Below are 26,452 nucleotides of genomic sequence, written 5' to 3' on the forward strand. Positions count from 1 at the left end.
AGGAAAATCCAGATGACCCTGACCACCGAACCCCAGATCCTGTGGCGCGTGCTGCGCAATTGCGAAGGGCGCTATTCGATGACGCGTGCCACGCACCCCATCCCCGCGGGCTGGACACCCGTGGGCGACCCCGCCCTGCGCACGGACTGTCTGGCGCGCATCGGCGCGCTGTGGACCGATATGCGTCCCCTGAGCGTGCAGGAGGCATTGGCATGAGCAAGGATTTCATCACCCCCACGGTCCTGCCGCTGACCCCGCTTGAACGGCGCATCTATGCCCATGACCATGTGGGCGAGCTTGCGCCCTTTGCCTTTGAGACGTTGATACTGGGCTTTGACCACCGCTTTGCCCGCGCCGACCTGGTGGCCGCCCTCACCGATGTTCTGGCCCATCATCCGGCCTTTACCAGCGTCTTCGTCACCCATGCAGGTGGCGCGGTCGAGCGGCACGACACAGGGCACACGGGGCTGGCAATCCATCAGGTCGGCACTCTTGACGAAGCGCGCGCCCATGCGGCGACCCACGCGCCGGACCTGACGGGACACCCCGCCTGCGCCGATTTATGGCCCGATGGCAACGCAGGGCATATCCTGACTGTGGTGCTGCACCCCGTCCTGGGGGACGATGCGACATTCGAAAGCATCGAGGCCGCTTTGTGGGTGGCCTTGGGTCTGCGACCCGCGTCCGCAACGCTGCCGGCAGCCGTTTCTGACGCTCAGGACATGAACACCCGTGCCCAATGGCGCACGCTGATGAACAGCCACCAGATCGCGCGCCTGCCGCACCGCTATGTGGCCCCCGATCAAGAACCGCCAGCCGTCAAACGCATCGTCCGCCAGATCACCCTGCCGGCCCCGGACAACGCGCCGGTTGCCCCTGCCGACATGGCAGCCGCGCTTGGCATCGTTCTGCGCCGCTACGGTGCGCAGGATGCCTTGCGTTTTGCTGTCGCCCTGCCGCCACAGCCGGTGGACCGGCGCTGCACCGATCTGCGCCCGCTGTGCCTGTCGCCGGACCTGTCTGCGCCCTTTGGCGACGCGGTGGCCCTGACCGCACGCGCGCTCAACGCCGCGCTGCCCGTGTCGTCAGAGACGCTGGTGCAAGACCAGCTTGCCCATGCCGATGCCGATCCGCACCCGCTGGGGGCAGTCGCACTGTACCTGCGCGCGCATCGTGACCTGCCCGAGGGGATATGCCACCATCTTCGCCCGATGCCCCCCAGCGCAGAAGAGCTGGTGCTGACCGCCCAAAGCACGCCCCAAGGCATCGTGCTGCACGCCGACGCTGATGCCGCCCTGTTCGAACCGGCCCTGATCGAGCGGTTCTTGCGGCATCTGGCAGGGGTGCTGCACAGCGGCCTGAGCCAGCCCGACCTGCCTGTCGGGCGCATTCCCCTGCTGGATGACAGCGAACTGGCCGCCCTGTCGGCCCCCTATCCCGACGACGCGCCCGTCGATCCAAGGGCGACGCATGAGATCATTGCAGCCCATGCCCTGACCACGCCTGACAAGATCGCTGTCATCAGCGGGGCGGATCGTCTGACCCACGCCACGTTGGACAGGCGCGCCAATGCGCTGGCGCACCGGTTGTGTGCTGCCGGTGTCGGGGCGGAAACGCCCGTGGCCATCCTGATCGAACGTGGCGCAGATGCGATTGTGGCTATCCTTGCCGTGCTCAAGGCAGGCGGTGCCTATATCCCTGTCGAGCCTGACCACCCCAGCAGCCGCAACCATCACATCCTGACCGATGCGGGCGTTGCCGTGGTTCTGACCCGCAGCCAATTCCGCGACCGTCTGCCCGATGCGCTTGCGGCCCGGGTCATCTGTCTGGACGATCTGGACGACGCACCGCGCCCGGATGCGCCCGCGGTCACGATCCACCCCGAGCAGCTTGCCTATGTCATGTATACCTCGGGCTCTACCGGCAAACCCAAGGGCGTGGCTGTGGAGCATGGCCCCCTGTCGCACCACAACCAGACCACCGCGCGCGTCTATGAAATGACCGCCGAAAGCCGCGAATTGCCGTTCCTGCCCTTCTCGTCCGACGGCGGGCACGAACGCTGGATGGTGCCGCTGATGATGGGCGGGTCGGTCGTGGTGCCCGACGGGCCGCTGTGGACGCCGGAACAGACCCTGGGCGCGATGCGTGAACACGGATGCAACAATGCCTCGATCCCCACGACCTATCTGCAACAACTGGCCGAATGGGCCGAAGACACCGGAACCGCCCCGCCGATGCGGCTGTATTCCTTTGGCGGCGAGGGGCTGGCGCAGTCCACATTCGACCTGCTCAGCCGCGCCCTGAAGGCGCAGACCCTGATCAACGGTTATGGACCGACCGAAACCATCATGACCCCGATGGTCTGGAAGGTGGCCGCAGGCACGCGGTTTCAGGGCACCTATGCGCCCCTGGGCCGCGCGGTGGGGGACAGGCGGGTCTATGTGCTGGACCAAGACATGATGCCCTGCCCCCAAGGGGTGGTGGGCGAGATCTATCTGGGCGGCACCGGCGTCGCGCGCGGTTACGTCGGGCAGCCGCAGGTCACCGCCGACCGGTTCGTTCCAGACCCCTTCGGGCCGGTGCTGGACGGCACATCAGGCGCGCGGCTGTACCGCACCGGCGATCAGGGACGCTGGCGCGAGGATGGCACGGTTGAATTCGTGGGGCGCGTCGATTTGCAGATCAAGATCAACGGCTATCGCATCGAACCCGGCGAGATCGAGGCCGCGCTGTTGGGGGAACCCGACGTGACCGAGGCGCTTGTGCTGCTGCGCGAAGACGGCGCGGCCAAGCGGTTGATCGGCTATGTCACCGGTCCCGCGCCGGGGGCCGAAGACACGCTGCGCCGCGCATTGGAAAACAAATTGCCCAAACACATGCTGCCTGAGGCGGTGGTTGTACTGGACAGGATGCCGACCAACCCCAACGCCAAACTTGACCGCGCCGCCCTGCCCCTGCCCGAGACGCGCAGCCGACGGACACAGGGCGTTGCCCCTGCCTCGGACGCCGAACAGCGGGTTCTGACGCTGTGGCGTGATCTTCTGACACTGCCCGACCTTGGCGTGACGGATGATTTCTTTGCCATGGGCGGATCGTCCCTGTTGGCGCTCAGGGCGATTGCGGGGATGCGCAAACTGTGGCCCGACGTGCCGCTGACGGTTGCCGATTTCTTTGATGCACCCACCGTGCGGGGCCTGTGCACACGCGTTTCGCAGGGCGGCCAGACAGGGCGCGCGGCGATCGCGCTGCGCGCGGGCGGCACCCGGCCACGGCTGTATTGCTTTCCGGGTCTGCTGGTCTCGACCCGCGCGTATCTGCGGCTGACCGATTACCTTGGGCCCGATCAACCCGTCACCGGATTTCTGTGCCATTCGCTGAACGAAAACAAGGAGTTGAATGTGTCGGTAGCGGATGTGGTGGCCGATTATGTCGACCACATCCGCCGCGAAAGCTTCGGCGCGCCGGTGGCGTTCCTGGGCTGGTCATGGGGCGGTCTGCTGGCATGGGAGGCCGCGCGGCAGTTGCAACATGAGGTGGACGTGAAAATGCTGGGCATGGTCGATGTCTGCGATCTGGGCAGCGATTTCACCCCCGGCGTCGCACCGGTCTTTGCCCCCGGCGAACGCGCGCAGCTTGAGGCCGACCTGACCGCATGGCTGGCCCGCACGCAGATGCGCGCGCAATGGGACCAGCTGATTGGCGCGATGGACGCCGAATGCTATGCGCAATTCCTGCGGTTCATCGGCAACGAGACTGCGCCCCTGCCCTTTGACGGGCCGGACATTTCCAGCCGCGAGCACACCTTTTGGGTGCTGATCGACAATGCGCTGGTGTTCCGCCAGCACAGGCTGACACCACTTGATGTGCCCGTGGCGTCCTTCAGCGCGGGCGACAGCCTCAGCCGCGGGCTGAACCTGATGGACTGGCGCAAATGGTCGGCGCGCGCCACGCCCGCCGAGATTGTAAGCGGCACGAACCACTTGCACATTATCGGTGATCCGGCGTTCCACGACCGCTTTCGCGCACGGCTGAATGCGGCCTTTGCGATGGGTTAGCCTAGCGGTCTGGCGGGGTGACACTCTGCCAGACCACACATCATTCGCGCGGAAAGACCACAGGCTTGCCAAAAATCGGGTCATTGGCCACATCGGCCTGCAAGTCATACAGCGCCGCGACCGTCTGGGACGTAATCGCCTGCTCTGCCGGACCCGCGCAGACCAGCCGCCCGTCGCGCAAGCCCATCACATGATCGCAGAACCGCCCCGCAAGGGTCAGCTCGTGCAACACCATGACAATGCTGCGCCCCTGTTCGTCCGCAAGCTGGCGCAGCAGGCGCAACAGCGACAATTGGTGCTGCAAATCCAGAAAAGCGGTGGGTTCGTCCAGCAATATCACCGGCGTGTCCTGCGCCAGCGCCAGGGCCAGCCAGACCCGCTGCCGCTGCCCGCCCGACAGGGCGCTCAGGCGGGCGGTGCGCAGATCGGACAGGCCCGTCGCGGCCAGCGCTTTGTCGATGGCCTCATGATCGGCCCCGGACAATGGCCGGAACGCCTTGCGCCAGGGCGTCCGTCCCTTGGCGACCAGCCCGCCAACGCTCATGTCCGGCACCAGCGGCGGGTTCTGTGGCAGATAGGCCATGCACAGCGCACGTTCCGCCGGGGCAAGGCCCGCCAGGGGATAGCCCTGAAATGCGATCCGCCCTGAATCGGGGGGCTGCACACCGGCAAGACAGCGCAGCAATGTGGATTTTCCGCAGCCGTTCGGCCCGACAATGCCGGTCAGCCCGCCGTTGGGCAAAGCCCCCGAAAAGCCGTCATAGATCTGGCGGCCTCCCAGTCGCAGCGACAGGTTTTCAATGTTGAAAAGGGGGTCGGTCATCAGCGGGCCTCCTGCCGGTCGCGCCACAGAAAGAAAATCAGATAGGGTGCGCCGATCACGCCCATGACCAGACCCGTGGGAAAGACGGCAACAGGGGCGATCAGGCGCGCCACCAGGTCCGCCGCCACCAGCAGACAGGCGCCGGTCAGCGCGGCGGGCCATATGGCCGGTGCTTCGGTGCCGCTGATCGCGCGCGCCAGCGGGGCGGCGACGAAGGCCACGAAACCGATGGGGCCAACGGCCAATGTGCTGGCCGCTGTCAACGCGGTGACCAAGCCCAGCACCAGAACCCGCATCCGCGACAGATCAACGCCGAGCGATGCCATCACCTCATCGCCCAGCCACAGCAACCCCAGCCGGTGCGCGCGCAGGGCGGCGAGCGCACCGCCTGCCAGCAGCACCAGCCAGACCCAGCCCGCCGTTGCCAGATCGGCCCGCGCCAGCGACCCCGAAAGCCAGATCATCGCGCGGGCGGCCTTGGCATCCGGTGCCAGCACCAAAAGAACCGTCGTCGCCGCTGCCGCCGTGGCCCCGATCCCGATGCCGAAGAGCACAAAGGCCAGCGCCCCGCGCCCCTGCGCCAGGAGCGCCACGCACAGCATCGCGATCCCCGCCCCACAGGCCGCCCCCGCCAGCAGCGGCAGATCGAAAAGCAGCGCAAAGGCAAAGCCCAGTCCCGCCCCCTGCGTCAGGCCGATGATATCCGGCGTGGCCAGCGGATTGCGCGTCAGCCCCTGCATCAGCGCACCCGCCATTCCCAGCGCCATCCCCGCCCCGACCGCGATCAGCAGACGTGGCAGGCGCAGGCCGTGGATCAGGAAGTCCTGCCGGTCCAACAGCCCCTGCACCAGCGCCGCAGGGCCAAGCCAGTTGCGCCCGCCCGCCAGGGCCAGCCAGACCAGCACCAGCAACAGGGCAGGCAGCAAAACGGTCCGCCTCATGACCGCACCCCCGCGCCGCGCGGCAGCAGCCGTGTCAGCACCATGACCAGCCCGACGCCTCCGAACATGGCCAGGATGAGACCGGCGTCAATCTCGCCCGGGCGCACAATCACCCGCCCCGCCACATCGCTGGCCATCAACACCGCCGCGCCCAAGGGCAGGCAATAGAAATAGGCCCGCCGCAATTCGGTCCCCGCCAGACCGCGCGCGACAAAGGGCACCAGCAGGCCCAGAAAGGCAATCGGGCCGACGATGGCCACCGATGCCCCGGACAACACCGTGACCAGCGCCAGCGTCAGCGAGATGGTAACCCGTGGATTACGCCCCAGGCTGTGGCTTTGATCCGCGCCCAGCGTCAGCAGCGCCAGCCTGTTGCACAGGAAGATACCCGCAACCAAAGCGGCACAGATGGTCAGCAGCGGCACAGTTTCGCCCCGTGACACAGGCGGTATCGCGCCAGAGATCCAGTGCAGGTAGCGCGCCTGCGATTGCGCATCGGTCAGAATCAGCATCATCGCCAGCGACAGGCACAATGCCTCGATGGCCAGCCCCGCCAGCGGCAGGCGCAGCGCGATGCCTTCACCGCCCAGCCCGGCGTCACCACCCGCCAGCAGCCACAGCGCCAGCCCCGCCAGACCGGCCCCGGCTATGGCCGAGACCATCACCACCCCCGCACTGGCCGAAGGCGCGAATTGCGCTGTTGCCACGGCCATCAGCGCCGCACCGGCATTGATGCCGGTGATGCCGGGATCGGCCAGCGGATTGCCCGTCAGGCTTTGCAGCATCAGCCCGGACACTGCCAGTGCTGCGCCCACCGTCATGGCACACAGGGCGCGAAAACCGCGTCCCGGCAGCAATCCTGCGTCACCGTGCAACAGCGCCTCGGCCGACATCTGCGCTGTGCCGAACCGCAAGGCGCACAGCAAGGTCAGCGCAAAAAGGCACAACAACAACAGAAATATGTACAAAGGACGCAGCGGGGCCATGGCAATCCAACAGCAAGAGACGGTGTTGGCGGGCGCGGGGCTGGCTGGGCAACAGTGTGCGCCGAAGTCCCTGCACCTGCAACCCCTGCCATCGGCTTGACAGCGCAACCGTGCCCATGGAATGTCCGCGCACCCAGCAGACGCCAGGTTTTCCCCTCACTCAGGAGAGTCTGATGCGCGCCGTATTGCTGTTTTGCCTGTTCATGATCACCCTGCCTGCCCTGGCAGAGCCGGTCGATATCACCCACCGTTTCGGCACCACCCGCATTGACGCGCCGCCGCAGCGGATCGTCTCGGTCGGCTATCACGAGCAGGATTTTCTCTATGCTCTGGGCCTTGCGCCGGTGGGGGTGCACGAATGGTTCGGCGCGCGCGCCTTTGCCACCTGGGTCTGGGCCGATGACGCGCGCAAGGCTGTCGGTGCAGAGCCGCAGGTGCAGCGCGGGTTCGAGATTGACTTGGAATGGGTCTGGCAATTGCAGCCCGATCTGATCGTCGCCAGCTTTGCACCCATGGACGCCGCCACCTATGCGCAACTGTCGCGCATCGCGCCCGTGGTTGGCCCGCCGGAAGGGTTCCCCGACTGGGGCGCGCCCTGGCAGGAAGAACTGCGCCTGATTGCCCGCGCCACGGGCAGGCAAGACCGCGCCGAGAGGGTGATCGCCGATGTTGACGCCGTGCTGGCCGACACCCGCGCGCAATTCCCGGCCTTTGACGGGGCCAGCGTGGCGGTGGCCCATGTCGCGGGCACCAAGCTGGTGGGATATGGCCCCGCAGACGGCGCCAACCGCTTTATGTCCGATCTGGGGTTCGAGATCCCAGCGGAATTCGAAACCCTGGCAAGTGCGGCGGGCAACTTTTCGGTCAGCCTAGAGCGGATCGACCTGTTTGAGCGCGATCTGGCCCTGTGGCTGGGCGATACGGCGGGGCGGGAACTGATCGAGGCGTTGCCTGCCTATCAGGCCAGCACGCTGGCCCAAAAGGGCCGGTCGGTCTGGGCCGATGAAGACGAAACCGGCGCGATGAGCTTTCAGACACCGCTGTCGATCCCATGGGCTGCACGGCGCCTTGCCCCGAGATTTCAACGCGCCTTGCGGGGCGCAGAACCGGATTGACACCCGATTGCAGAACCGTAAGGTGCCCCCACCCAGGTCACTCCCAGGCGAGTGCTGATCTCTTCATCAGCATATCCCGCATGATACATGCGCCGCTTGACAGGACCCGAGATGACATATTTCCCCGCCCCCCGTTTCCCCCGCAGATCGCTGAACGGCATTCTGGCAGGCTGCACCGCCATATGCTCTGTCGCGCTGGCCGCGCAATCGGTGCAGGCTCAGGATGCCGCGCCGATGGAACTGCCGTCGATCCTTTTGCGCTATGAGCTGGACTATTCCGGGCGCGTCGATGGCTATCTGGCCCCTGCCACTGAGACCGGCGTGAAATCCGGCGTCCCCCTCAGCGATGTGCCCCAATCGATTTCGGTGGTCACCTCGACCGAGCTTGAGGCCCGCCAACCCGACGAAGTGGAAGACGCGATTGCCTATGTGCCGGGGATCGCCGCATCGACATGGGGCACGGACGACCGGTTCGACCAGTTTTCGATCCGGGGTTTCGACATGGGGTCGAGCGCGTTGTACCGCGACGGCCTGCCGCAAAAAGTGCTGAGCTTTTCGGCCTTTTCCACCGATCCTTACATGATCGACCGTGTGGACGTGCTGCGTGGCCCTGCCGGGGTTCTGTACGGCTCGAACGACGCGGGCGGCATGGTGAACCTGGTGACCAAGCGGCCGGTCTTTGACCGTCTGGCCCAAGGCCGCCTGAGCTATGGCAGCAACAACACCGCCGAAGCCGCATTCGACTGGTCCGACACGATCAGCGCAGACGGCACCATGGCTGCACGGGTGACCGGCCTGCTGCGCGATGGTGAAACCGAAGTCCACAGTTCGGACAACGACCGTGCGTTCCTGGCCGGCGGCTTTACCTGGGCACCCACGGACAACACAACGCTGACGCTGCTGGGGCATGTCCAGAAGGACGCCAAAACACCGCTGATCATGGCCCCTGTCGCGGGAGAGGATTTCGATTCCGCGTTCGGGCCGTTGCCCGACGACTATGCCTATCGCCAGTCGGATTATAACCATTTTGAAACCACGCAGGAATCGTTCGGCTGGGAACTGACCCATCGTTTCGGGGAGGGCCTGACCTTTAACCAGCGTGTCCGTCTTGCCCATCAGACCACCGATTACGCGCAGCTTGACTTCAGCTATGCGGATGCATCGGGCCTGAACTATTACGCTTTCCGCAATGACGAAGAGGCCCGCACATTCGGTTTTGACAACAACGTCAAATGGGAAACCCAACTGGGCAACGTCGAGAACAACCTGATTGCGGGGCTGGATTACCAATACAGCCGCGTCGACGTCACACATTATTACGACGGTTCAATCTACACTCTGCCCTACAGCGACCCCAATTTTAACTTCACGGTGGCCGACCCGGCGCTGTCCTCGCACGACCGCACGACCTATCGGGAAACCGGCGTCTACGTGCAGGACCACATGAAGTTTTCCAACGGCACCGCGGTCACGGCGGGTCTGCGGTACAGCTGGTTCGAGAATGACGCCACCGACTTGCTGGCGGGCACCACCAGCAGCCAAAGCGACAGTGCCGCGACCGGCATGATCGGCGTGACCCACGAATTTGCCAACGGGCTGACGCCCTATATCGGCTATTCCGAAGGGTTCATCCAGAACGTCGGGACCACCGCAACCGGGCAAACGCTCGACCCATCAAAAAGCAAGCAATGGGAAGTCGGACTGCGTTATCAGCCGACACGGGACTTGATGTTCAGCGGCACGGTCTTTGATCTGCGCAAGACAAATGTGAAAGATTACGATCCCGAAGATGATACCTATTCCAGCTTTGTACAGGTGGGTGAAGTGCGCTCCCGCGGTTTCGAACTGGAAGCGCGCGGGCGCCTGACGCAGAATTTGCAAGCGATCCTGAGCTATAGCTATCTTGACTCGGAAATCACCGAGGCGCCGGATCCCGTCCTTCCAACCGATCCCATTAAGAAAGGAAACGCCAATTCTTTCGCCCCGATGCACCAGCTTTCGCTGTGGCTGGACTATGATGCTTCGGCATTGGTGCAGGGTCTGACCGTTGGCGCAGGCATCCGCTACACCGCCGAATCCTACTCGACACAGGACAATCTGCGCATCACCCCCAGCAACACGATCGCCGACATGGCCGTGACTTACGAGGCGCGGAACTTTGACGTGAACCTGAACGTCAGCAACCTGTTTGACCGCGATTATTACGGGGTCTGCTACGATGGCTATGGCTGTGCCAAGGGCGAAGGACGGGTCATCAAGGTGTCGCTCAGCCGACAGTTTTAACGGGATCGGTTTTGGGGCGTTGTCCCGTTGACACCCCAAAGCCGAAGATATCCCGATGCCCGGGCGTTCTGCTGCCCCCTCAGGTCACTCCGGCGCGCAGCAGAACGCTTACGGCGCTGTCGAAATGTTCGGACATGGCCGCCTCGGCGCGGCTGGCATCCTGCGCCATGATCGCGGTCGCGATGCGTTCGTGGCACTTGATATTGTCCCGGCGGTTCTGGTGGGTCGCACGCGAGCGCCATCCGATCGCCCAGGTCTGCCGCGTGATGATCCAGAAGCTGTCGACCAGCATCGCATAAAGATGATTGCCCGAGGCTTTCGCGATCAGGGAATGAAAGCGGATGTCCAGTTCCATCAGGTCGGTGTGCCCGCCTTCCAACGCGGCAAACATGCGCGCGGTGATGTCCAGCAGCTCTGTCGCCTCGGCGTCGCTGCGCCGCATCGCGGCCAGCCCGACGGTGCGCATTTCCAGTGTCCGGCGCACGTCCAGCACCTGTTGGATGCTCATCCCACGGCTATAGGTCGCGTGATCCAGAACCAGGCTCAGCGCAGAGGCATCGGGCAGGGCCACCCGCGCCTTGCGCGACCCGCCGATATCGAGAATCCGCAGCGTGGCAAGACCGCGCAGCGCCTCGCGGGTCACCGGGCGGGACACGCCCAGATGCGCCGCAAGCGCGGTTTCGGACGGCAGCGGGTCGCCCGGGCGCAGCCCCTGCGCGCGGATCAGGTCACGTATGCCGTTCATCGCCATTTCGGCCAGTCCCGGCTCGCTTGTTATCGGCTGTGTCACACAGTGGCCCTCTCTGTGTCAGTTTGGGCGATTCTTGCTGTCCAAGGTGCAAAAATGCGATTTTCGGCAATTCTTCATCAGTATTGTCTGACAATCAACGAATAATTGTCACAATATCTGGTTGCGGTCCGTCGTGGCAGATAGATATTGCCGGGACAAACGCCGTCGGCCGGACCGACTGCGCAGGGAGGACATCTGACGTGAAGATCACCGCCATCCGTACCTATCGTGCGGAGGAATTCGCCAACGTGCTTTGGGTTCATGTGGAAACCGACGCCGGGATCACCGGCCTTGGCGAAACCTTTTATGGGGCCGAGGCCTGCGAGGCGCACATCCACAACACGCTGGCCGTGCGGCTTCTGGGCCAGAACCCGCTGAACATCGAGGCGCTGCACAAGGAAATGGTCAGCCTGCCCAATGCGCAGGCCTCGACCGGCGTGGAATACCGCGCGGCCTCTGCCATCGACATCGCCCTTTGGGACATCTTCGGCAAGGTCGCGGGTCAGCCCGTGCATGTCATGTTGGGCGGGCAAAGCTGGGACCGCGTTCGCGTCTACAACACCTGCGCGGGCACGCGCTATGTGCGCACCAACAAGATCAAGCCGGTCGACACCTGGAACCGCGACGAGGGCCGGTACGAAGACCTGGACGCCTTTATGACGGACGCGGGCGCGCTGGCCGAGGATCTGCTTGACCAGGGCATCACGGCGATGAAGATCTGGCCGTTCGATCCGCCCGCGATCGAAAACAAGGGCATGTTCATCACCGCCGAGCAGATGAAACAGGCGGTGAAACCCTTTGAACAGATCCGCAAGGCGGTCGGCGACCGCATGGAAATCATGGTCGAACTGCACTGCCTGTGGAACCTGCCCGTGGCCAAGGACATCGCCCGCGTGCTGGAGGATTACCAGCCCCGCTGGTACGAGGACCCGATCCGCATGAACAACGCGCAGGCGCTGGCGGAATTCGCGGCCTCGACCTCTGTGTGGACCTGCGCGTCGGAAACCCTGGGCTCGCGGTTTGCGTACAAAGAGTTCCTCGACCGGAACGCCGCGCATGTGGTCATGGCCGACCTGTGCTGGACCGGCGGCCTGACCGAGGGGCGCAAGATCGCCGCCATGGCCGACACCTATCACCGCCCGTTCGCGCCGCATGATTGCATCGGCCCGGTGGGCTTTGCCGCCGCGATCCACATGTCCTTCAGCCAGCCCAACACGCTGATCCAGGAAAGCGTCCGCGCCTTTTACAACGGCTGGTATCGCGAACTGGTGACCGAGGTGCCGCGCATCGAGGGTGGCTATGTCTATCCGATGGAAGGTCCGGGCCTGGGCACCGAACTGCGCCCCGATTTCTTTGATCGCGGCGACCTGACAACACGTATTTCGGAGGTTTCATGAGCCATCCCCTGTTCGATCTGACCGGCAAGACCGCCCTTATCACCGGCTCTTCGCGTGGCCTTGGCCGCGCCTTTGCCGAAGGTCTGGCACAGGCCGGGGCGCGCATCGTGCTGAACGGTGTGAACGCAGAACGGCTTGAGGCCGCGGCACAGGAAATGCGCGATCAGGGCTTTGACGTTCTGACCGCGCCCTTTGACGTGGCGGACGAGGCTGCGATTGTGGCCGCCTTCGAGGCGCTGGATGCCCAAGGCATCGACGTCGATATCCTGGTGAACAACGCGGGCATCCAGTTCCGCAAACCGATGCTTGAGCTTGACACCGCCGACTGGCGGCGCGTGATCGAGATCAACCTGACCGCCGCCTTTGTCGTGGGCCGCGAGGCCGCGAAACGCATGGCCAAACGTGGGCGGGGCAAGGTGATCAACATCGGCTCGCTGACATCCGAGTTGGCCCGTGCCACGGTCGCGCCCTACACGGTCGCCAAGGGCGGCATCAAGATGCTGACCAAGGCGATGGCCGCGGAATGGGGCGAGGCAGGCATTCAATCCAACGCCATCGGTCCGGGCTATATGGTGACGGACATGAACGAGGCGCTGATCGAGAACCCCGAGTTCGACGCATGGGTCAAGGGGCGCACGCCGATGCGCCGCTGGGGCCTGCCGGAGGAACTGGCCGGCACCTGCATCTACCTTGCCTCGGACGCGTCGAACTATGTCTCGGGTCAGATCATCTATGCCGATGGCGGCATGATTTCGGTGCTGTGATCTCATGATGAACATCGTCTTCTACGGCGCCAATGCCGCCACCTTCGAGCCGGGCCTGTCCGAACAATTGGACATGCCGCACGAGATTACCATCATCTCGGATGCGGCTGACGGGCCGGGCGAGGCCGAGGCGCTGGCAGGGGCGGACGTGGTTGTGGGCGTGCATTACAAGGGCACAGCTGTGCAGGCCGCACGGCTGTTCCAGCTGCCCGCCGCCGGTTACGATCAGGTCGATATGGATGTGCTGCCCAAGGGGTGCGCCGTCTGCAACGCCTTCGGGCACGAAAACGCCATTGCGGAATATGTCATGGCGGCGCTGCTGTCGCGGCATGTGCCGCTGGCGGATGCGGACGCGCGGTTGCGGCAAGGGGACTGGCATTACTGGGCCGGCGGCCCGGACGGGCTGCGCACCGAAATGGGCCAGCAAAGCATCGGCATCGTCGGACATGGCCATATCGGCAAGGCGGTCAAGGACCGCGCGCTGGCCTTCGGCATGAAGGTCCACGTGGCCAATCGTTCGCCGGTTGCCGATGCGCGGGTGACAGCGCACGGGCTGGATGAACTGGCCGCGATGGCCGGACAGGTGGATGTGCTGTTGAACACGCTGCCGCTGACCGACGCCACTGCGGGGCTGATCGGCGCGGATGTGCTCGCCGCGATGCGCGAGGGCGCGGTCGTCATGAATGTCGGGCGGGGACCGGTGATTGATGAGGATGCGCTGTTCGCTGCCCTGAAGGACGGTCGCCTGACCGCGATCCTGGACACATGGTACGTCTACCCGTCGAAGGACGTGCCAAACCCGCAGCCGTCGAAACACCCGTTCCACGCGCTGCCCAACGTCACCCTGACCCCGCATATGTCGGCCTGGACCACGGGCACGATTGCCCGCCGCACCGCCACCGTGGCGGAGAACATCAACCGGCTGGCACGGGGCGACGCCCTGATCAACATCGTCATGGAGCCAAAAGCATGAAGGCAGTCGTCATCCACGGCGCACGCGATCTGCGGATCGAGAGCATGGCCCCCGCGCCCGCACCTGCGCCGGGCGAGGTGCAGGTGCATGTGGCGAACGGCGGGATTTGCGGCTCGGACCTGCATTATTACCTGCACGGCGGTTTCGGCGCGATCCGCATCCGTCAACCGATGGCGCTCGGTCACGAAGTTTCGGGCGTGGTGTCGGCCATCGGCGACGGCGTCGAAGGGCTGGAGGTCGGCGACAAAGTGGCCGTGAACCCCTCGCGCCCCTGTACGCGCTGTGACTATTGCCTGCGCGGACAGCCGAACCAATGCCTCGACATGCGCTTCAACGGCTCTGCCATGCGGATGCCCCATGAACAGGGCCTGTTCCGCGCCGCGCTGACCCTGCCCGCGACGCTGGTCGAACGGTTCGCACCGGATGCCGACCTGGCCTTTGCCGCCATGACCGAACCGCTTGCGGTCTGCCTGCACGCGGTACGGCAAGCCGGGTCGCTGGTGGGCAAGACGGTGCTGGTGGCAGGCTCCGGTCCCATCGGGTGCCTGACAATCGCCGCCGCGCGGCTGGCCGGTGCGACGCGGATCGTTGCGACCGACATATCGGACACACCGCTTGGCGTGGCCCGTAAGATGGGTGCGCACGAGACGATCAACCTGGCCACCACGCCCGAAGGGCTGGCGCCGTTCCAGCGCGACAAGGGGCAGATCGACATCAGCTTCGAATGCTCCGGTGCGCCGCAAGCGCTTGGTGGTCTGCTGACCGCCACGCGGGCGGGCGGCACCGTGATCCTTGTCGGCATGGGTGGCGATGCCCCCCTGCCCTTGCAGCTTGCGGTCGCCAAGGAACTGACCCTGCGCGGCGCTTTCCGCTTTCACGAGGAATTCGCCACGGCCGCGCGTGTCATATCGGACGGGCGCATCGACCTTGCCCCGCTGCTGACCGACGTTCTTGAGGCCGACGACGCCGTCGCGGCCTTTGACCTTGCCGCCGACAAGGCGCGCGCCATGAAAGTACAAATCCGTTTCTCCGGCGTCTGACGCGCCGGTTTCACCCAGAGGGAGGAGACCTCAATGACCTACAAGACCCTGCTTACCAGCGCGCTGGCCCTTGGCCTGACGGCCATGGCCGCCCATGCCCAGGACTACAGCTTCCGCTTTCAGTCGTCCGACCCCGCAGGCAACCCCAACTTCGTGTTCCAGCAAGGCTGGACCGAAACGCTGAAGGAAATGAGCGACGGCAACATCGTCGTCGAACTGCTGCCCGTAGGCTCGATCGTCGATTACAAGGAAACCCAGGACGCCGTGGGCGCGGGCATCATCGACGGGCACATCACGGACACGTCGTATTTTGCTGGCAAAGACCCGGCCTTTGGCCTGATCGCCAACCCCGTGGGCGCCTGGTCCGACCCCGCCGAAATGATCGACTTTGTCGAGAATGGCGGCGGGGCCGAGCTGATGAACGAACTGCTGAACCCCTACGGACTGCAATTCATCGGCGTGTCCACGCCCGGCCTTGAAGCGTTTGTCTCCAAGGTGCCGCTGGACGGCGTGGCCGATCTTCAAGGGATCAAGGTCCGCAGCCCCGAGGGTCTGATCGCCAACGTCTTCCGCGCCGCGGGCGCCGCCCCGGTCAACCTGCCCGCCTCCGAGGTTTACACCTCGCTCGACAAGGGCGTGATCGACGCGGCCGACTATTCGGTCTTTTCGGTCAACCAGGAGGTCGGCATGAACGACGTGGCACTGCACCCGGTCTATCCCGGCTTCCACTCGCTGCCGCTGGTCGAAGTGTCGATGAACAAGGCCAAGTGGGACGCGCTGCCTGACGACGTAAAGGACATGTTCCGCGCCTCGATCAAGGAGTTCCAGCAGACACAGGTCAACGCCCTGCAAGAGCGTGACCTTGCCGCGGTCGAAGCGGCCAAGGCCTCGGGCAAAGTGACCATCCACGACTGGCCCGCCGAAGAGCGCGCCAAGTTCCGCGGCATCGCGCGGGGGGAATGGGAAAAGGTCGCAAGCCAGTCCGAGATGGCGCAGAAAGTCTTTGACAGCCTGAACGCCTATCTTGAATCCAAAGGCCTGATCAAGTGAACCGGACCGGGGCGGGCGACAGTGCCCGCCCCGGAACCCTGAAGCGAGGAGGAGAGACATGAGCGAGTTGTCCAAGCGCGCGGCGCCCGAAGCGGGACGCCTGGGGCGCATCATCGACAAGGGCGGTTATGTATTCGCGGCGGGCATCGTGCTGGCCGCCTGCATCCTGCTGCTCGAGGTCTTTCTGCGCTATGTGTTCAACAGTCCGACGCTGTGGGCGCACGAGACCACGACGTTCCTGTGCGGCCTGTCCTTCCTCTACGGCGGTTTGTTCAGCGTGTCCCGCAACAGCCACATTCGCGTCGTCCTGATCTATGACGCCATCGGTCCCCGCGCCAAGCGGTGGCTGAACGTCGCCATCTCTATCCTGTCGCTGATCGCCTCGGGCTTTTTCGCCTTTGCCTGCTGGATCATGGTGACCAAGTCCTATTGGACACCAACCGGCGCCTTTCGCATGGAAACCTCGGGCTCTGCCTGGAACCCGCCGACACCGGCGCTGGTCAAGGGTTTCCTGTTCCTCATTCTCATCGCGATGGCGATCCAGTTCCTGATCCTCGCCATCAATTACCTGCGCGCTCCTGCGGACCGCGCCCTGGAAACCGACGCATGAGTGCTCTTCTCGATTTCGCGGCCATCGGCATCGGGCCGCTGACCCTGTGGATGTTCGGCCTGATGGTCATGCTGCTGCTGACGGGCATGCCGCTGGCCTTTGTCACGCTGCTGGTGGCGCTGGTGTTTGCGCTGTTGGGCTATGGCACCATGGCGGTGCCCATCATCACCTCGCGCATCTATACGTTTGTCGAAAGTTTCGTCTTTGTCTCGGTGCCGATGTTCGTGCTGATGGCGGCGCTGTTGGACCGATCCGGGATCGCGCGCGACCTTTTCGACGCGATGAAGCTGATCGGCGGCCGGTTGCGCGGCGGTGTGGCGGTGCAGACGATTTTCGTCGCGGTGGTGCTGGCGGCGATGTCCGGGATCATCGGCGGCGAGATTGTCCTGCTGGGCATGATCGCCCTGCCGCAGATGCTGCGACAGGGTTACGACCGCAAGCTGGCCATTGGTGTGGTCTGTGCGGGTGGTTCGCTGGGGACCATGGTGCCGCCGTCAATCGTGCTGATCATCTACGGACTGACGGCCAACGTCTCGATCGGGGATCTTTTCACCGCGGCCTTTATCCCCGGCTTCATGCTGGCGATGTTCTACGTGATCTATATCCTCGTGCTGTCCTACATCCGCCCAAGCGTTGCGCCACCGCCCGATCCGGTGCGGATGCCAACAGCCGAAAAGGTCAAACTGCTCAAGGGTCTGATCCTGCCGCTGCTGGTCGTCTTTTTCGTACTCGGGTCGATCTATGCGGGGATCGCGTCGGTCACCGAAGCCTCTGCCGTTGGGGTGGGCGGCGTGCTGCTGTCGACCGTGCTGCGGGGGGAATTCACCTTCGCCATGCTGCGTGACAGCGCGATGCAGACGCTGGCCACGGTCGGCATGATCGTCTGGATCGGCATCGGTGCCACGGCGCTCGTGGGGGTCTATAACCTGATGGGCGGCATCCGCTTTATCTCGGAGCTGATGACGGGGATTTCCGAAAATCCGACCGTGATCGTGCTGGTGATGATGGCAATCCTGTTTGTCCTCGGGGCCTTCCTGGACTGGGTGGGGATTGCGTTGCTGACGATGCCGATCTTCGTGCCGATCATCAAGACGCTGGGCCTTGACCCGGTGTGGTTCGGCGTGCTGTTCGCGATGAACATGCAGGTGAGTTTCCTGTCGCCCCCCTTCGGCCCGGCGGCCTTCTACCTGAAGTCGGTCGCCCCCCCTGACATATCGCTGGGCGAAATCTTCCGGTCGTTGCTGCCCTTCATCGCGCTACAGGTGCTCGCGGTTGGCCTGCTGATCGCGTTCCCGTGGATCACCGGACGCTGACAGGGGCCTGGGCGATGGCCCGTGCGCGCACGCGCTATGTCGGACTGCCGGATTTGGGTCGCGACACACTAGGGTGATCCGCCGGGATCACCCCAAAGCGGCGGGCAAATGGCACTTGGACGACGCATCGGCTGCAGTGCCTGCCTTGTCGGTGCCGGCCCGCCCTCACAAAGCTGCAAAGCCTGCGTCAAGCGCGTCGAGGATCGCGGTCGCGTCCGCTTCGGTCAGAACCAGCGGCGGCGACAGGATCAGGTTCGGGCCAGAAACGCGGACCATCGCACCCGACTGATAGGCCACCTCTTGCACCTTCATGGCGCTGGCTGCGTCAATCGGTGCCTTGGTTGCGCGGTCGCTGACCATTTCAATGGCGGTCATCAACCCGTGCCCCCCGCGCACGTCGCCGATGATGTCGTATTTCTCCTGCAACGCCAGACAGCCCTGATAAAGCTGATCGCCCCGTGCGGCGGCATTGTCGACGACGTTCAGGCGCTTTGTCTCGGCCAGACACGCCAGCGCCGCCGCGGCGCCAACCGGGTGGCCGGAATAGGTATAGCCGTGACCGATCTTGGCGGCGGGGTTGTTCTCGAACACCTCCTGCATCTGTTCACCGATCATCAGCGCCCCAAAGGGGAAGTAGCCGTTGGTGATGGCCTTGGCGGTGCACATCATGTCCGGCTTGATGCCCCACAGCCGTGCACCCGACCATGCGCCGGTTCTGCCATAGGCGGTGATGACCTCATCGGTGATCAACAGGATGCCGTTGCGTTTACAGACATCCGCGACCATCGGGGCAAAGCTTTTGTGCGGCGGGATCACACCCCCGGCCCCCAGGATGGGCTCCATGATCATCGCGGCAATGGTCCCGGCCCCTTGGAACGCGATTTCGTCTTCAAGGGCCGCAACGCAGAGATGCGCCAGCTTTTCCGGGTCACTTTCGTTGAACGGGTTGCGATAGGTATAGGGGGCCGGAATGTGATGACAGCCGGGCATCAGCGGCTCGTAGGCGGTGCGGAAATTGGCGTTGCCATTCACACTCGCGCCGCCGAAGTGGGTGCCGTGATAGCCTTTCTTCAGGCTCAGGAACTTGACCCGCCCGGAATCGCCCCGCAGCTTGTGATACTGCCGCGCCAGCCGCAGCGCCGTTTCCACCGAATCCGATCCGCCAGAGGTAAAGAAGGCGCGCGTGACACCGTCAGGGGCAAAAAATTCGCCCAGCTCAAACGCCAGTTCGATCGCGGCATCGTTGGACGACCCGCGAAACGTGGAATAATAAGGCAACCTTTCCAGTTGCGCCGCGATGGCGTCCTTCACCGGCGCACAGGAATAGCCCAGGTTCACATTCCAAAGACCACCGACCGCATCAACCACTTCGTGACCGTCGATGTCCGAAATACGCACACCGTTCGAGGCGGTGATGATCTTTGGCGGGTTCTTGATGCTGTCCTCCGGCGACGTCATCGGGTGCCAGAAGACTCGACCGTTGTTTTCCTTCAGAAAGTTTGAATCCTTCATGTGGCATGCTCCATCTCTGTGTGGCCACCAAGCGTGGCCTCCCATTTGTGTTCGATGTTCTGGGGCACGCGGCCACCCCAGTTTTTCGTGATGTCCCTGGATGCGGCGACCAGACCTTGCATGATCGTCCGCTCAAGCGCGGGATCAAATCGGGTCGCCACGCTGGCAACCGACACGGCGCCGGCAAAATGTCCGTCCTGGTCAAAAAGCGGGGCGGACAGGCTGTGAATGTCTGCCTCGAACGTGCCCAGGGATTTGCCGAAACCGGACCGGCGCACATCGGCGACCGCAGACGCCAGCGCGTCCTGCGTCAGCGGCGTGGAGGCGGTGAAAGGTTTCAGGTCCGCCTGCGCCATTTCCAGAAGATCGGCTGTGCCGAATGCAAGGGCACACAGGCCGGATGCCGTGGCGTGAAGCGGGAAGATGGCAATGTCGATTATCGCCCGCGTGCTGTGTTTTTCCGATTCGCACGAGTCGAGCGCGTAAAGTGTGTTGCCCGACATGACGCTGACGTGGGTGGTTTCTCCGGTGACTTCGGCCAGCCTTTGAATGGCGGTGCGTGCGGCGGCTTTGCGGGGCACCGTCTGTTCGCGCAACTGTGCAAGCTGCAACAGCGCGGGACCAAGGCGGTAGTTTTTCGTTTCGGGGTTTTGTTCAATTAATCCAAAGACCTGAAGGGCCTGAAGGTGGCGGTAGGTTGTCGCCTTGTCGCGCCCGGCCAGCCTGCGCATCTCGGACAAGCCGATCTCGGGCCGCGCGCCCGAAAAGAAGGTCATAAGCTCAAGCGCTTTTGAAACGGACGACATCTGAACTCCTTTCCGAGGGGCCGGTTCTGCCCCGATTCCAAAAAAGATTTGACAGGTGAAGCTTCACAAGGCAACCTTTTTATGAACCGACGGTTCAATATATGAACCGATTATTCGGTAAGATCAAGAAACCAAAAACAGGAAGAAACCATGTCCAGAATCAGGAAGTATACGACAGCGCTGTCCGTTGCCGTCGCCGCATTGGCCGGACCGGCATTGGCTGAATATCCCGAAAAGCCCGTTGAATTCATCGTGCCGTGGCCTCCGGGAGACCTGGAAGATGTGCTGACACGTATGATCGCCAACGATTTTCAGGAAACCTATGGCGTGCCCGCGGCTGTCGTGAACAAGCCCGGCGGCGGCGGCGGCCCCTTCCCCGGCGCTATCGAAGTCGCAAACGCGCCTGCTGACGGCTATACCATCGGGTCGTTCATCATTGCGGTGCCGGTCGTCGGGCCGACCATCGGCATCCCGGAACTGAACCCCGATCCGTTTATCCCCCTTGGCAACTTCCTGACCTATCCCTTCGTGATCGCTGCCGCGGGCGATGCGCCTTACGATGACATGGAAGGTCTGGCGGCATATGCGCAGGAAAACGATGTGGTCCTGGGCCATTTCGGTGCGCCGCTTGTTCCGACACAGGTGACTTTGGCACTGGCCAGCGAAATGGGCTTTTCCTATGCATCCGATGCCCCGTTCGATGCGCTTGACTGCAACACGCTGGCATCGGGAGATGTCGACGTGATCAACACCACGCTTCAGCTGATCCTGCCCTGCCTGGACAACGTCAAGGTGCTGGCCTCTATCGGGGACCAGCGGATCTCGCTGACACCGGACACACCGACGGTGGCCGAGCTTGCCCCGACGCTGGATGTCGCCCTGTGGAACGGCCTGTTCGTTCACAAGGACACACCCGTCGATGTGCAGGAAAAGATCATCGCCGTCGCGCGTGAAACCGTGATGTCCGAAGAAGCACAGAAGCTTGCCGCCGAGACCGGTGCGCTGGTCTACTGGCAGGACGCTGATGCAGCCGCAGACCAGATCGCCAAGGATATCGAGACGCTTGGCACCATTGGCCAGATGCTGGGCAACTGATCCAACTGACAGCGGGTGACCTGTGACGGGTCGCCCGCATTCTGATCTGCCAGGGGGAAGCTGCAATGCTCAGATTTCAAACGCTTCAACAAATGTTCCAGCGCTATCGCCGTCCGGGCGATATCGTCTTTGCCTGGCTGGCCCTGGCCTTTGCGGTGTTCATGTTGTCGCAGCTTTGGGATCAGACCGCGTGGCGCAACGGGCAAAAGCTTATTGCACAACCCCGGTTCTGGCCCGCTGTTTCCCTGGGCGGGATGGCCTTTTTCGCGGCGCTTCACCTGATCGGGTCGATGGTGTCCGAACGGATCGAGGGCCGGTGGCGCGAAGTTCTGACCTGGGTCCGCGCATTGGAGTTCGCGATCTGGTTCATCCTCTACGCGGTCCTTGTGCCAGTTGTGGGGTATCTGATCGGAACCGTGGGCTTTGTTCTCTTGCTGACGCTGCGAATGGGCTATCGCAGCCGCCGGATGATGATCAGCGCCACGTTGATCGCATGCGCCATCGTCGTGCTGTTCAGAACGCTGCTGCACGTCAGCCTGCCCGCCGGACAAATCTACGAGGCGCTGCCAGACGGGCTGCGCCAATTCATGCTGACATATTTCTAGGCAGGATCACGGACGATGGAAAACCTTTTGGCCGGTGCCGAAATGCTGATGCGCTGGGACGTGATGCTTGCGCTTTTCATAGGCTCGATCGGGGGCGTGGTGATTGGCGCAATCCCCGGCGTCGGGCCTGCCGTGGCCATCGCGATCCTGTTGCCCGCAACCTTTTCGATGGACCCCATCGTCGGGTTGACGATGCTTTTGGGGATCTACGGATCTTCCATGTACGGGGGCGCGATCCCCGCCGTTCTGATCAACACGCCCGGCACGGCGGTCAACGCGCTGACCTCTTACGATGGCTTCCCGATGACCCAAAAGGGCGAAGCGCATCGCGCCGTCTCCATCGCCTATTCCGCATCTTTCTGGGGTGGCATTTTCGGCATTCTGTGCCTGATCCTGCTGTCGCCCGTGCTGGCCTGGGTCGCGCCCATGTTCGGCAGCCGGGAAATCTTTCTCGCGGCCCTTTTGGGGATCGTTCTCGTGATCCTTGCCCATCGGGGGCAGATCATGGCCGCAGGCATGTTGGCCATGTTCGGCATCTTCCTGCAGACCATCGGCCTTGATGCCGTCACCTACACCCAGCGCTACACCTTCGGCTTTTCCTTCCTGAGTTCGGGGATCAATCTTATCGTCGTGGTTCTTGGCCTCTTTGCGTTGAGCCAGGCGTTTTTCCTGCTGACGCAGCCGGACAGCACCCCCGACGCCAAGCCGGTGTCAGGACGGATGAGTGTCGGCATCAAAGAGCTGTTGCGCAACAAGCGTGTGGCCACGGTCGCGTCAAGCTTTGGCGTGATCCTGGGGATGATCCCGGGCACGGGCGAATTCACCGCCCAATTCATGAGCTATACCTACGCGCAGAAAACCTCGAAAACGCCAAAGCTGTTTGGCAATGGATCGCCCGAGGGGCTGATCGCATCCGAGGCCGCCAACAACGCCGTTCCAGCGGCGGCGATGATCCCGCTTCTGGCGCTTGGCATCCCCGGCGAGGCGCTGACCGCCATGATGCTGTCCGTGTTCTACGTGCACAACGTCATTCCGGGACCGCAGCTGTTTCAGAACAACATCGACCTGGTCTATGGCCTCTATATTGCGCTGATCCTGTTGAACGTGATCGTCTTTGTGTTCCTGCTGTTCTCTACCAACCTGATGACAAAAATCATCCGGGTGCCGACGCGGTTCCTGGGCGTGATGATCCTGGTGTTGTCCTTCGTCGGCGTCTATTCGCTGCGCAATTCCCTGACCGATTGCATGATTGCCGCAGGATTTGGCGTTCTGGGCCTGATCCTGAAACGGCTGAACCTGCCGATTGTGCCGATCATCCTTGGCATGGTTCTGGGCGGCATCATGGAGGTTAAATTGCGCTCGGCCATGCCGCGCCTCAAGACGCCGATGGATATGATCGACCGTCCCATCGCCTTTATTCTGTTCCTTATGATCCTGTTGGTCATCGCCATACACATCCGGGCATTGTTCCGCGAATACGGTGCGCCCGCGACCGATGCCGATCATGACATTCACGACACGCAGCAAAGGTAACCGCCATGGATCAGGCAGCCATCGATGCACTGGGCAATCTCACCGTCCCGGCGCAGCGCCACATTATCAACGGACAGACTGTCGCCGCCTCTGACGGCCAGGACATGGAGGTTCTGTCGCCGTTGAACGGCCAGCGCCTGACCACCGTCGCCAAGGGCACAAAGGCTGACATGGACGCCGCCGTCGCGGCCGCGCGCGCAGCGTTCGAAGACCGACGCTGGGCCGGTCAAACCCCGGCGGCGCGCAAAAACATCCTGCTGAAATGGGCGGAGCTGATCGACACCCACGCGCTTGAACTGGCCGTGCTGGGGGTCCGCGACAACGGCACCGAGATCAGTATGGCCCTGAAGGCAGAGCCGGGCTCGGCCGCTGCGACCATCCGGTATTATGCCGAGGCCATCGACAAACACTATGGCGAGATTGCCCCGACACAGGACGGATTCCTGGGACTGATCCACAAGGAACCCGTGGGCGTTGTCGGCGCGATCATCCCGTGGAACTTCCCGTTGATGATTGGCGCATGGAAACTGGCCCCGGCCCTGGCGATGGGCAATTCCGTGGTCCTGAAGCCTGCGGAAACCGCCTCCCTGTCCCTGATGCGCCTGGTCGAGCTTGCCCACGAAGCGGGCCTGCCGCCGGGTGTCCTGAATGCCGTGACAGGGGAAGGCCCGGTTGTCGGCGAAGCGATGGCGCTGTCCATGGACGTGGACGTCCTGGTCTTTACCGGCTCGGGCGGGACGGGCCGCCGCCTGTTGACCTATGCCGCACAGTCGAACCTGAAACGCGTCTACCTTGAGCTTGGCGGCAAATCCCCCAACATCGTTTTCGCCGACGCCCCGGACCTGCAAGAGGCCGCAAAGGTCGCCGCCTTCGGGATCTTCCGCAATGCGGGTCAGGTCTGTGTGGCGGGATCGCGGCTTTTGGTCGAGGCTGCGATCCACGATGATTTCGTGGCCGAGGTCGCCCGCGTGGCCGAAGCGATGAAGGTGGGCAATCCGCTGGACCTCTCGACCGAGATCGGCGCGGTCAACTCCGAAAACCAGCTGCGCCAGAACCTGCAATTCGTCACGACCGCGGTAGAGGAAGGTGGCACAATCGCCACCGGCGGCGGGCAGGTTTTGCAGGAGACCGGCGGCTATTTCATGGCACCCACCATCATCACCGATGTCGCGCCCAAGGCAACCCTGGCCCAGCAAGAGGTGTTCGGCCCGGTTCTGGCTGTCACCCCGTTTAACGACGAGGCCGACGCCATACGGCTGGCAAACGATTCAATCTACGGGCTTGCGGGCGGCGTCTGGACGGCGAACCTGTCGCGGGCGCACCGGATGATCGGGGCCGTGCGGACAGGGGTGATACACGTGAACACCTATGGCGGGCCCGATGTCACGGTGCCACTGGGCGGCGTCGGCCAGTCCGGCAATGGACACGACAAATCGCTGCACGCGCTGGAAAAATACACAAATCTCAAGACCGCCTGGATCAAGCTTTGAGGCCTAGGGAGGACCAACATGTCTGACAAAACCATTCTTGTGATCGGAACCTACGACACCAAGGACGACGAACTGGGATTCCTGGCGCAGGTGCTGCGCGGTCAGGGCGGTCGGGTCGTCACCATGGATGTGTCTGTTCTGGGTGATCCGTCACAGCCCACGGATTATTCCAAACACGACGTGGCCCAGGAAGGCGGCAGCAGCATTCAGGCCGCGATTGACTCCGGCGATGAAAACCACGCGATGCAGATCATGGCAAAGGGCGCCGCGATGCTGACCGCGCGGCTGTATGCCGAGGGGCGTTTTGACGGGATGATCGTGCTTGGCGGGACCATGGGCACCGACCTGGCGCTGGATGTCTGCACGGCCCTGCCCTTGGGCGTGCCGAAATATGTGGTCTCGACGGTCTCTTTCTCGCCTTTGATCCCTGCGGAACGGCTGGCGGCGGACACGCAGATGATCCTTTGGGCCGGCGGGCTTTACGGTTTGAACTCCGTTTGCAAGGCCTCGCTCAGTCAGGCGGCTGGCGCAGTCCTAGGTGCGGCGCGCGCGGTCACGGCACCGGACCTGTCCAAGCCGTTGATCGGCATGACATCCCTGGGCAAATCGGCGCTGAAATACATGGTGTCCCTCAAGCCTGCGTTGGAAGAACGCGGTTACGAAGTGGCCGTGTTCCACGCCACGGGCATGGGGGGACGCGCCTTTGAAAGCCTCGCGTCACAGGGCGCCTTTGCCTGTGTCCTTGATTTCTGCACCCAAGAGCTGGGCAATCACCTGCACGGCTCGAACATCTCGGCGGGGGCCGACCGTCTGACAAATGCAGGCAAAGCGGGCATTCCGCAAATCGTGGCGCCGGGGTGCTATGATCTGGTCGATATCGTGGGCTGGCAGGATGTGCCCGACAAATGGTCAGACCACATGATGCACGCTCACAATCGCCTGCTGACCTCGATTGTGTTGAACACGGCAGAACGCCAGGACGTCGCACGTGCCCATTCCAGACAACTGGCCGTGGCGCAGGCACCGGTCGCGATGATCCTGCCGGGACAGGGTCTGGGCGAATGGGACCGCGAAGGCGCGGACCTGCACGACAAGGCGGGCCTTGATGCCTTTCTGACCGAACTGCGTGCAACCCTCCCCGCGCACGTGCAACGTCACGATCTGGACGCCCATATCAATGACGCGGCATTTGTCAGCAAAGCGCTCGAAATCTTCGACGCATGGCGTGCCGAGGGAATTGTAAAGTCTGCCTGATCTCTGACGAAGCCGGC

General features: G+C 63.5%; 22 protein-coding genes. 16 read left to right on the forward strand and 6 right to left on the reverse strand.

Annotation, left to right across the window (positions count from 1 at the left end):
- The first annotated feature begins 12 nt into the window (after positions 1-12).
- Positions 13-216: an MbtH family protein gene (locus BUC08_RS17465; RefSeq protein WP_037927321.1), complete on the forward strand. Its 204-nt coding sequence runs from the start codon at positions 13-15 to the stop codon at positions 214-216.
- Positions 213-4,055: an amino acid adenylation domain-containing protein gene (locus BUC08_RS17470; protein ID WP_051694434.1), complete on the forward strand. Its 3,843-nt coding sequence runs from the start codon at positions 213-215 to the stop codon at positions 4,053-4,055. The genes BUC08_RS17465 and BUC08_RS17470 overlap by 4 nt, the downstream gene beginning before the upstream one ends.
- A gap of 40 nt (positions 4,056-4,095) precedes the next feature.
- Here BUC08_RS17470 and BUC08_RS17475 read toward each other — a convergent pair whose 3' ends face one another.
- Genes BUC08_RS17475 through BUC08_RS17485 form a run of 3 tightly spaced genes read right to left on the reverse strand, consistent with a single transcriptional unit; the run spans position 4,096 to position 6,805 of the window.
- Positions 4,096-4,878, reverse strand: a complete 783-nt coding sequence (locus BUC08_RS17475) for an ABC transporter ATP-binding protein (RefSeq protein WP_037927318.1) — start codon at positions 4,876-4,878, stop codon at positions 4,096-4,098.
- Positions 4,878-5,819, reverse strand: coding sequence for a FecCD family ABC transporter permease (locus tag BUC08_RS17480; protein WP_037927315.1), 942 nt, complete (start codon positions 5,817-5,819; stop codon positions 4,878-4,880). The genes BUC08_RS17475 and BUC08_RS17480 overlap by 1 nt, the downstream gene beginning before the upstream one ends.
- Entirely contained in the window at positions 5,816-6,805 is a 990-nt protein-coding gene (locus BUC08_RS17485; RefSeq protein ID WP_051694431.1) for a FecCD family ABC transporter permease, read from the reverse strand. The genes BUC08_RS17480 and BUC08_RS17485 overlap by 4 nt, the downstream gene beginning before the upstream one ends.
- 173 nt (positions 6,806-6,978) lie before the next feature.
- Between BUC08_RS17485 and BUC08_RS17490 the strand changes: the two genes are divergently transcribed.
- Positions 6,979-7,920, forward strand: coding sequence for an ABC transporter substrate-binding protein (locus BUC08_RS17490; protein ID WP_051694428.1), 942 nt, complete (start codon positions 6,979-6,981; stop codon positions 7,918-7,920).
- A 111-nt stretch (positions 7,921-8,031) separates the two neighbouring features.
- Positions 8,032-10,203, forward strand: a complete 2,172-nt coding sequence (locus tag BUC08_RS17495; protein WP_037927312.1) for a TonB-dependent siderophore receptor — start codon at positions 8,032-8,034, stop codon at positions 10,201-10,203.
- 79 nt (positions 10,204-10,282) lie between these two features.
- Here BUC08_RS17495 and BUC08_RS17500 read toward each other — a convergent pair whose 3' ends face one another.
- Complete coding sequence (locus BUC08_RS17500) at positions 10,283-10,993, reverse strand: FadR/GntR family transcriptional regulator (RefSeq protein WP_073194326.1); 711 nt, start codon at positions 10,991-10,993, stop codon at positions 10,283-10,285.
- Positions 10,994-11,193: 200 nt separating this feature from the next.
- Between BUC08_RS17500 and BUC08_RS17505 the strand changes: the two genes are divergently transcribed.
- Genes BUC08_RS17505 through BUC08_RS17535 form a run of 7 tightly spaced genes read left to right on the forward strand, consistent with a single transcriptional unit; the run spans position 11,194 to position 18,140 of the window.
- Positions 11,194-12,390, forward strand: coding sequence for a mandelate racemase/muconate lactonizing enzyme family protein (locus BUC08_RS17505; RefSeq protein WP_037927310.1), 1,197 nt, complete (start codon positions 11,194-11,196; stop codon positions 12,388-12,390).
- Positions 12,387-13,154, forward strand: a complete 768-nt coding sequence (locus BUC08_RS17510; RefSeq protein WP_037927309.1) for an SDR family oxidoreductase — start codon at positions 12,387-12,389, stop codon at positions 13,152-13,154. The genes BUC08_RS17505 and BUC08_RS17510 overlap by 4 nt, the downstream gene beginning before the upstream one ends.
- Positions 13,155-13,161: 7 nt before the next feature.
- On the forward strand, positions 13,162-14,127 hold the full coding sequence (locus BUC08_RS17515) for a 2-hydroxyacid dehydrogenase (RefSeq protein ID WP_051694507.1): 966 nt from the start codon (positions 13,162-13,164) through the stop codon (positions 14,125-14,127).
- Entirely contained in the window at positions 14,124-15,167 is a 1,044-nt protein-coding gene (locus tag BUC08_RS17520) for an L-idonate 5-dehydrogenase (protein ID WP_037927304.1), read from the forward strand. The genes BUC08_RS17515 and BUC08_RS17520 overlap by 4 nt, the downstream gene beginning before the upstream one ends.
- Before the next feature lie 33 nt (positions 15,168-15,200).
- Entirely contained in the window at positions 15,201-16,217 is a 1,017-nt protein-coding gene (locus tag BUC08_RS17525) for a TRAP transporter substrate-binding protein (protein WP_037927301.1), read from the forward strand.
- 58 nt (positions 16,218-16,275) lie between these two features.
- On the forward strand, positions 16,276-16,827 hold the full coding sequence (locus tag BUC08_RS17530) for a TRAP transporter small permease subunit (RefSeq protein ID WP_037927298.1): 552 nt from the start codon (positions 16,276-16,278) through the stop codon (positions 16,825-16,827).
- A complete protein-coding gene (locus tag BUC08_RS17535) occupies positions 16,824-18,140 on the forward strand; it encodes a TRAP transporter large permease (protein ID WP_037927296.1) in 1,317 nt (438 codons plus the stop codon). The genes BUC08_RS17530 and BUC08_RS17535 overlap by 4 nt, the downstream gene beginning before the upstream one ends.
- Before the next feature lie 165 nt (positions 18,141-18,305).
- On the opposite strand, the gene BUC08_RS17540 is transcribed toward BUC08_RS17535, so the two are convergent.
- Positions 18,306-19,652 (reverse strand): aminotransferase class III-fold pyridoxal phosphate-dependent enzyme, encoded by a 1,347-nt coding sequence (locus tag BUC08_RS17540; RefSeq protein WP_037927292.1) that lies wholly within the window; start codon positions 19,650-19,652, stop codon positions 18,306-18,308.
- Positions 19,649-20,458, reverse strand: a complete 810-nt coding sequence (locus BUC08_RS17545) for an IclR family transcriptional regulator (protein ID WP_037927288.1) — start codon at positions 20,456-20,458, stop codon at positions 19,649-19,651. Before BUC08_RS17545 ends, BUC08_RS17540 begins: the two co-directional genes overlap by 4 nt.
- Before the next feature lie 150 nt (positions 20,459-20,608).
- On the opposite strand from BUC08_RS17545, the gene BUC08_RS17550 reads away from it, so the two are divergent.
- From BUC08_RS17550 to BUC08_RS17570, 5 genes are all read left to right on the forward strand, one after another.
- Positions 20,609-21,553, forward strand: a complete 945-nt coding sequence (locus tag BUC08_RS17550) for a tripartite tricarboxylate transporter substrate-binding protein (protein ID WP_037927285.1) — start codon at positions 20,609-20,611, stop codon at positions 21,551-21,553.
- A 65-nt stretch (positions 21,554-21,618) separates the two neighbouring features.
- The gene (locus tag BUC08_RS17555; protein WP_037927282.1) at positions 21,619-22,158 is read left to right on the forward strand and encodes a tripartite tricarboxylate transporter TctB family protein; all 540 of its coding nucleotides are present in this window, start codon (positions 21,619-21,621) and stop codon (positions 22,156-22,158) included.
- Positions 22,159-22,173: 15 nt separating this feature from the next.
- Positions 22,174-23,691: a tripartite tricarboxylate transporter permease gene (locus tag BUC08_RS17560; RefSeq protein ID WP_037927279.1), complete on the forward strand. Its 1,518-nt coding sequence runs from the start codon at positions 22,174-22,176 to the stop codon at positions 23,689-23,691.
- A gap of 5 nt (positions 23,692-23,696) precedes the next feature.
- Positions 23,697-25,181, forward strand: a complete 1,485-nt coding sequence (locus BUC08_RS17565) for an aldehyde dehydrogenase family protein (protein ID WP_037927276.1) — start codon at positions 23,697-23,699, stop codon at positions 25,179-25,181.
- A gap of 18 nt (positions 25,182-25,199) precedes the next feature.
- Complete coding sequence (locus tag BUC08_RS17570) at positions 25,200-26,435, forward strand: Tm-1-like ATP-binding domain-containing protein (protein WP_037927274.1); 1,236 nt, start codon at positions 25,200-25,202, stop codon at positions 26,433-26,435.
- Positions 26,436-26,452: the final 17 nt, after the last annotated feature.

The sequence above is a fragment of the Pseudosulfitobacter pseudonitzschiae genome (assembly GCF_900129395.1).
Taxonomy (GTDB): domain Bacteria; phylum Pseudomonadota; class Alphaproteobacteria; order Rhodobacterales; family Rhodobacteraceae; genus Pseudosulfitobacter; species Pseudosulfitobacter pseudonitzschiae.